General features: G+C 69.4%; 7 protein-coding genes and 1 pseudogene. All 8 read left to right on the forward strand.

Annotated elements, in window-relative coordinates; genetic code table 11:
- On the forward strand, positions 1–835 hold an 835-nt coding region (locus WA805_RS02590), incomplete at its 5' end, for an acetoin utilization protein AcuC (RefSeq protein ID WP_425241560.1).
- Positions 836–1,028: 193 nt separating this feature from the next.
- Entirely contained in the window at positions 1,029–1,232 is a 204-nt protein-coding gene (locus WA805_RS02595) for a helix-turn-helix domain-containing protein (RefSeq protein ID WP_422272772.1), read from the forward strand.
- A 312-nt stretch (positions 1,233–1,544) separates the two neighbouring features.
- Positions 1,545–1,643 (forward strand): 30S ribosomal protein bS22, encoded by a 99-nt coding sequence (locus tag WA805_RS02600; protein WP_425241561.1) that lies wholly within the window; start codon positions 1,545–1,547, stop codon positions 1,641–1,643.
- 160 nt (positions 1,644–1,803) lie between these two features.
- Positions 1,804–3,456, forward strand: a complete 1,653-nt coding sequence (locus WA805_RS02605) for an antibiotic biosynthesis monooxygenase (RefSeq protein ID WP_425241562.1) — start codon at positions 1,804–1,806, stop codon at positions 3,454–3,456.
- Positions 3,457–3,465: 9 nt separating this feature from the next.
- Positions 3,466–3,711, forward strand: a complete 246-nt coding sequence (locus WA805_RS02610; protein ID WP_422272767.1) for a glutaredoxin family protein — start codon at positions 3,466–3,468, stop codon at positions 3,709–3,711.
- 331 nt (positions 3,712–4,042) lie between these two features.
- Positions 4,043–4,885 carry a redox-sensing transcriptional repressor Rex gene (locus tag WA805_RS02615; protein WP_422323374.1) on the forward strand — a complete coding sequence of 281 codons (843 nt, stop codon included), beginning with the start codon at positions 4,043–4,045 and terminating at the stop codon, positions 4,883–4,885.
- An 11-nt stretch (positions 4,886–4,896) separates the two neighbouring features.
- The gene (locus tag WA805_RS02620; protein WP_425241563.1) at positions 4,897–6,252 is read left to right on the forward strand and encodes a glutamyl-tRNA reductase; all 1,356 of its coding nucleotides are present in this window, start codon (positions 4,897–4,899) and stop codon (positions 6,250–6,252) included.
- 41 nt (positions 6,253–6,293) lie between these two features.
- Positions 6,294–6,630: pseudogene (locus WA805_RS02625) on the forward strand (hydroxymethylbilane synthase); the annotation flags it as partial.

A 6,630-nucleotide genomic window follows, 5' to 3' on the forward strand; every position in this document is an offset into this window, starting at 1 on the left:
GGACGCGGCGGCGCCCGCGCTGCACGCCGCCAGCATCGCCGGCGGCCTGCACCACGCGATGCGGCGGTCCGCCAGCGGGTTCTGCGTCTACAACGATCCGGCGATCGCGATCAGGTGGCTGCTGAGCGCCGGGGCGGAGCGGGTCGCCTACGTCGACACGGACGTGCACCACGGCGACGGGGTGCAGGCGGCGTTCTACGACGACCCGCGGGTTCTCACGATCAGCCTGCACGAGCACCCCGCCACGCTGTTTCCCGGCACCGGGCTGCCCGGCGAGACTGGCGCCGGCGACGGTGAGGGCTACGCGGTGAACGTGGCGCTGCCCGCCGGGACAGGCGACGCGGGGTGGCTGCGCGCCTTCGACGCGGTGGTGCCCCCGCTGCTGCGCGCGTTCAAGCCGACGGTGCTGGTCAGCCAGCACGGCTGCGACAGCCACCGGCTCGACCCGCTCGCCCACCTGGAGCTGACCGTCGACGGGCAGCGGCGCGCCCAGGTCATGCTGCACGACCTCGCGCATGAATTGTGCGCTGGCCGCTGGCTGCTGACCGGCGGCGGCGGGTACGCGCTCGTCCAGGTGGTACCGAGGACCTGGACGCACCTGCTCGCGATCGCCGCCGGCGCTCCCGTCGACCCGGAAATGGAGACGCCTGCCGCGTGGCGCGATCTGGCCCGCTCCTTGACCGGCGAAACCGCCCCGGCGACCATGACCGACGGCGCGTCTGCGAACTATGTGCCTTTTAGTTCTGGCGTGGATCCGGGAGATCCGGTTGATCGCGCGATCATGCGAACCCGCACTGCGGTGTTTGCCTCGCATGGGCTAGTAGCACACCTGTGACGTGCTTCTTTCTGCCTTTTTCGTAGAATCAGCAGACGGGCGCAAGGGGCAGCGGTCTGCTGGATGCCGCCCAGTAACAACTATGAGCCTATTCGGGGGGTTGCTCTTTTCTGTACGGGACTTACTCTGGATACGTACGTGACTGGTGCGCTGAATCCGGTCAGGCGTGCTCGGCTTCGCGCGGAAGAGGGCAATGATGGCGAGCGAAACCCCCCTAAGCGACGTGAGATTTCTTACCGTCGCCGAAGTGGCAACGATCATGCGGGTATCAAAGATGACTGTCTATCGGCTGGTCCACTCCGGCGAACTGGAAGCCATCCGGGTCGGCCGTTCTTTCCGGGTTCCGGAGCAGGCGGTCAACCAGTACCTCAGGGCCGCCTATGTAGGGACCGGCTGAGCGCTCCCGCTGGCTGCTGACCGCGGATAGACCGGAACCGCCGCGGCACCAGGGGGCAAGTGCTCTGCGGGCATCTCGTTTTGGCCAATCCGGCCTCCCGGGCCGCCGTCCACACCGGGCGGTGGCCCCGGGGTGTCGGTGCCTGGTTGGGGACCAGGCCGTAACACCGCTGTGCGATAGCAGGTACGCTTGTGCACTGCGCGGGCGGTAGGCGTTCGCGCGGATCCGAACTTCGGGCGTGTGCCCAGCCTCCCGACCTGGTGAGCGCGACGGCTGCCCGTCTGCCGTTGTGCAAGAAGGAGTGGTGGCCTGATGGGCTCAGACATCAAGAAGCGCCGCAAGAGGATGGCGAAGAAGAAGCACCGCAAGCTGCTGAAGAAGACCAGGATCCAGCGCAGGAACAAGAAGTAGGGCCTCCTGCCGCGTACCCGCTGACCTCGGCAAACAGGGCCGCGCGACACCGCCGCTTTCCGTTTGCGCTGCTACCGGTCTCGCCAACTAGCCACCATGCCGGACGAATTCGCCGACAATGGGAAGAGCTGCAAGGCCTACACCGAGGGGCGGGGCGGATATGAGGGGCGCGAGGCAACGCGACGACGGGTGGGACGAAGGCCGTCGCGACAGCTGGCAGAACGGGGACGGGTACCAGCCGGACACCGCAGCCGGTTACCAGGGAACCGGGTACCCGAACGGGGCCGGCCAAGCGGGCTCGGGTAACTACGCGTCCCCGACCGGATACGGCGACCAGGCTTCCGGCGCTGGTCAGGGATATGGCGCCCAGGGGTACGACGCCAGGGGCTACGGCCCCAACGGGTATCCGGACAGCGGCTACCCGGGATCGGGCCAGTCCGCCGCGGGTTACGGTGGCGCGGGGTATGACTCTGCTGGGTACTCAGGTGGCACCGGGTACCCAGGCAGTGCTTCCTCCGGGAACGGCGCCTCCTCCGGGAACGGCTACGACGCGTCCGGGGCGCCGGGGGCGGCTGGGTATGCCGACGGCTACGCGCAGTCCGGCTACGCGCAGTCTGGCTACGCGGCGACCGGCGCAAGCGGTCAGTATGGATGGGCGTCGTCCTCGCCCGGGTCGGAATTCCTTCCGGCGGACGAGTCAGCGTCCGGGAATGATAACCCGGCGGGGACCCCGCGCCCATACGGGCGGCTATCCATTTTCACGTTGCTCGACGATAAGGCGGCGGAATTCGACCGGCTGGCGGAACGCGCCGCCGAAGGAGTCCGCACTGCCGAGCCCGACACGCTGGTTTATGTCATCCACGTGGTGCCCAAGGCGCCAATGCAGCGGATCATCTACGAGATTTACCGCGACCGCGCGGCTTTTGAGAGCCATGAGCAGCAGCCGCATATTCAGCGTTTCGTCGCCGATCGCAGGTCTTGCGTCCTCGCGACGAACATTATCGACTTGCGGCTGAAATACGCGAAGGTCGCCGCGCTTGCCGCCGCTCAGGCGCCCGAGGTGGCGGCTGCGCCGGGATTCGGGCAGGAAACGCAACTGGACCGTGTGCCCGCTGGCCTCGGGTCCGGCGACAGGTACGCCACGAACGGCTACCCGGCCGCTAACGGCCAGTACCAGTCAAGTGACCGGTACGCGGCCGCCGGCCAGTACCAGGCCGGCCAGTACCAGGCGACAGACCAGTACCAGGCGACAGAGCAGTACCAGGCGACAGAGCAGTACGCGGCGTCCGGCACCGCGCAGTACGCGCCGCCCGGCCAGTACGCGGCCGGCAACGGTCAGTACGGCAACGGCCAGCTCAGCAACGGCCAGCTCAGCAACGGCCAGCTCAGCAACGGCCAGCTCAGCAACGGCGGCCAGTACGGCAGCGGGCACTACGGCGACGGGCAGTACAGCGACGAGCAGCACAGCGACGGGCAGTACGGCGACGCGCAGTACAGCAGCGGGCAGTACAGCAGCGGGAACTACGGCAGCGGGAACTACGGCAGCGGCCAGTACGCGGCGGCCGGCAACGGCGGGCAGCAGGGCAGCGGCCGGTACCCGGAGCTTGGCAGCGGCCGGCAGCCTGACGGCGGCGGCCGCCACGCGGAAACCACCGGCGGCTACGACCAGGCTGGCGGCTATGGGCGCAGCGCCGGCTACGGGCAGGGCGGCCAGTCCAGCGAGCCGGACCAGGACACCGGCACGGACGCCAGGACGCCGCGATTCGAGCCCGCGGAGCGGGACAGGACCGCCTCCCAGGCAGGACGATACTGAGGCAGCTAAATGCCGGCGCCCCGTATCACGCTGCTCAGCCGACCAGGCTGCCACCTCTGCGACGATGCGCGTGAGGTGATTCGCCGCGTGGCCGGAGAACTCGGCGTGACCTGGGAGGAACGTGATATCACGCAGTCGGAAGAAGATCTGCGTGAGTACTGGGAAAAGATTCCCGTCACGCTGGTCGACGGCGTACAGCACGATTTCTGGCGCGTATCTGAAGACCGCCTGCGCACTGCCCTCAGCCAGCGCTAATTCCTCTTTTGGCGGAGATTTCCCGTGCTATGCGCACGCGTAATTTCCGCGGTCATTGGAATCGGCCGCCTAACATCCCATTGCGGTCACCAGGCCGGAGCTGCCGTGAGACCATGGTAAACGAGCGGTCTGCCGCGGACCCCGGAAGAGGCCCGGGCACGGGCCTGGCGAATGACTTTGTGCATTCGTTCACAAACGACGTATGGTAGGTAGCAGCCGTGATTGGCCGCAGTGCTCGATGGTGGCCGGCGTACCCCAAACGCCATCCAACCTAGCCGGGCCGCGTCCTGCGCGGCCCGTCAGTAGCGTCGATCCACCCCGGGAGCGCCGCATGTCCAGTGTCGCCGAGTTGCCTAACCCGTCCGACGAACCAGGCAGCCCCGGCCAGGCAGCCGCCGGAACGTCCGCGACTGTGGAGGTTGGTGTCGGCGGCCGGCTGCGCCACGCCAGCGACGGCGAGCCGGCGCCGTCCGACCAGCTAGACGGCCAGGCCGACCGGCCCTATCCCGGCGGCATCCCCGACGCGACCGTGGCAAGGCTGCCCATCTACCTGCGAGCCCTCTACACGCTGGCCGACCGCGGCGTGAGCACCGTCGCAAGTGACGAGCTCGCCGCCGCGGCCGGCGTCAACTCCGCGAAGCTGCGCAAGGACCTGAGCCACCTCGGCTCGTACGGCATCAGAGGCGTGGGCTACGACGTCGAGTACCTCGTCTACCAGGTGTCGCGCGCACTGGGCCTGAACCAGAACTGGGCGGTGGTGATCGTCGGCGCCGGTAACCTCGGCCGCGCCCTGGCCAGGTACGGCGGCTTCGTCACCCGCGGATTCCGCATCGCGGCACTGCTCGACAGCGACCAGTCGCTGGTCGGCCGCGAGGTCGGCACGGTGGCCGTCCGCCACGCCGGCGAACTCGAGGAGATCGTGGCCACCAGCGGCATCGCGATCGGAGTGATCGCGGTGCCCGCGGGAGCGGCCCAGGCGGTATGCGACCGGCTCGTCGCCGCCGGGGTGACCAGTATCCTGAACTTCGCTCCGCTGGTGCTGACCGTGCCGGAAGGGGTGGATGTGCGTAAGGTCGACCTATCCATCGAGCTGCAGATTCTCGCCTTCCACGCGCAGCGGCGGTCCGCCGAGCGGTTCGGACAGGTGGCGGATCCGGCGGCGGCGGAAGCCTAGGCGGTGTACCGGTGAGCGTCCTGGTTGTCGGCCTCAGCCACAAGAGCGCGCCAGTTGAGACCCTCGAGCGCGCCGCGGTCAGCGGCGACACGCTAGGCAAGCTGCTTCGGGACATCGCCCACCTGCCGGATACCGCGGAAACCTTCGTGATCTCGACCTGCAACAGGGTGGAGGTCTACGCCGAGGTGGGCCGGTTCCACGGCGGCGTCAACGGCATCTGCGAACTCCTCGCCCGGTACTCGGGCATTCCGGCCGGCGAGCTCACCGCCAGCTTGTACGTGCACTACGAGGACCGCGCGGTGCAGCACTTGCTCGCCGTGGCCAGCGGGCTCGACTCGATGGTAGTGGGCGAGGACCAGGTACTCGGCCAGGTACGGGCCGCCCTCAAGGCCGCCGATGACTACGGCACGCTCGGCCGGTCGCTGCGCGATCTCGGCAGGATCGCGCTCCGTACCGGCAAGCGGGCCCGCGCGGAGACCGGGATCGACCGGCTCGGCATCAGCCTGGTCAGCGTCGGCGTCGAGCTGGCGGCGTCGCGCCTTGGTCCGACCGGGGCAACACAGCTCCTCACCGGCCGCGATGTCCTCGTCGTCGGGGCCGGCGCGATGAGCGGGCTGGCCGTGGCCACCGCCGCGCGGGCCGGCGCGGCGCGGATCGCCGTAGCCAACAGGACACGGTCCAGAGCGGAACGGCTCGCGGCCGGAGCCGGCGGCGTGGTCGTGGATTTCGCGGATCTGCCTGCCGCGATCGCGGGCGCCGGCCTGGTTATCTCCTGCACCGGCGCCGCCGGGGCGGTCATCACCGGGCAGATGGTAGGTGCCGCGCTTGACCAGCGGCCGGCGGGCGCGCCACTGGTGCTGCTCGACCTCGCGATGCCACGCGACGTCGACCCGGCGGTCGCAGACCTGCCTGACGTCAGCGTCATCGGCCTGGACGAGCTGCGCGGCACCGGGGAGGCGGCCGTCGGTGCGGCTGAGGTCGCGGCCGTCCGCGCGATCGTCGAGGAGGAGTTCGCCGCCTACGGGTCAGCGGTCCGTGCCGCCCAGGTGACGCCGACCGTGGTGGCGCTGCGCGCCAAGGCGGCGACGGTCGTCGACGCGGAGCTCGAGCGGCTCGGCGGGCGGCTCAGCGAGCACGGCGTGAGCGGGCACGCCCTGGAAGAAATCGCCCAGACGGTGCGCCGAGTGGTAGACAAGCTGTTGCATGCGCCGACTGTCCGGGTAAAGGAGCTCGCGTCGTCGCCAGGCGGCGAAGAATACGAGGCCGCGCTCCGGGTCCTTTTCGACCTGAACCCGCGTGCGGTTGAGGCAATGACACGCGCCGAAGTCGAAGCTCCCGACATCACCGACCAGGAGGGGAGCCAGTGAAGGCGGACACCCCCTTGCGGCTCGGCAGCCGCCGGAGCCCGATGGCCGTCGCCCAGTCCCGCAATGTGGCCAGGCTCCTCACCGAGCGCACCGGCCGCCCAGTGGACATCGTCGGGGTGACCACGCTCGGCGACGTCAGCAGGGAGCAGCTCACGCAGATCGGCGGCACCGGGGTTTTCGTCAGCGCGTTGCGGGAAAGCCTGCTCCGCCGGGAGGTGGACTTCGCCGTGCATTCGCTCAAGGACCTGCCCACCGGGGCACCGCAGGGGATCACGCTTGCCGCCATCCCGCCCCGCGACGACCCCCGGGACGCGCTGGTCGCGCGCAACGGAGCGAAGCTGGCTGACCTGCCGGCCGGCGCGCGCATCGGGACCGGCT

The organism is Trebonia sp., from assembly GCF_049794275.1.
In the GTDB taxonomy this organism is placed as follows: Bacteria; Actinomycetota; Actinomycetes; order Streptosporangiales; family Streptosporangiaceae; genus Trebonia.

What these genes read in the sequence shown, in the direction of transcription:
- WA805_RS02595 (WP_422272772.1), top strand. Translation starts at nt 1,029, where the DNA reads ATGATGGCGAGCGAAACCCCCCTAAGCGACGTGAGATTTCTTACCGTC.
- WA805_RS02600 (WP_425241561.1), top strand. Translation starts at nt 1,545, where the DNA reads ATGGGCTCAGACATCAAGAAGCGCCGCAAGAGGATGGCGAAGAAGAAG.
- WA805_RS02605 (WP_425241562.1), top strand. Translation starts at nt 1,804, where the DNA reads ATGAGGGGCGCGAGGCAACGCGACGACGGGTGGGACGAAGGCCGTCGC.
- WA805_RS02610 (WP_422272767.1), top strand. Translation starts at nt 3,466, where the DNA reads ATGCCGGCGCCCCGTATCACGCTGCTCAGCCGACCAGGCTGCCACCTC.
- WA805_RS02615 (WP_422323374.1), top strand. Translation starts at nt 4,043, where the DNA reads ATGTCCAGTGTCGCCGAGTTGCCTAACCCGTCCGACGAACCAGGCAGC.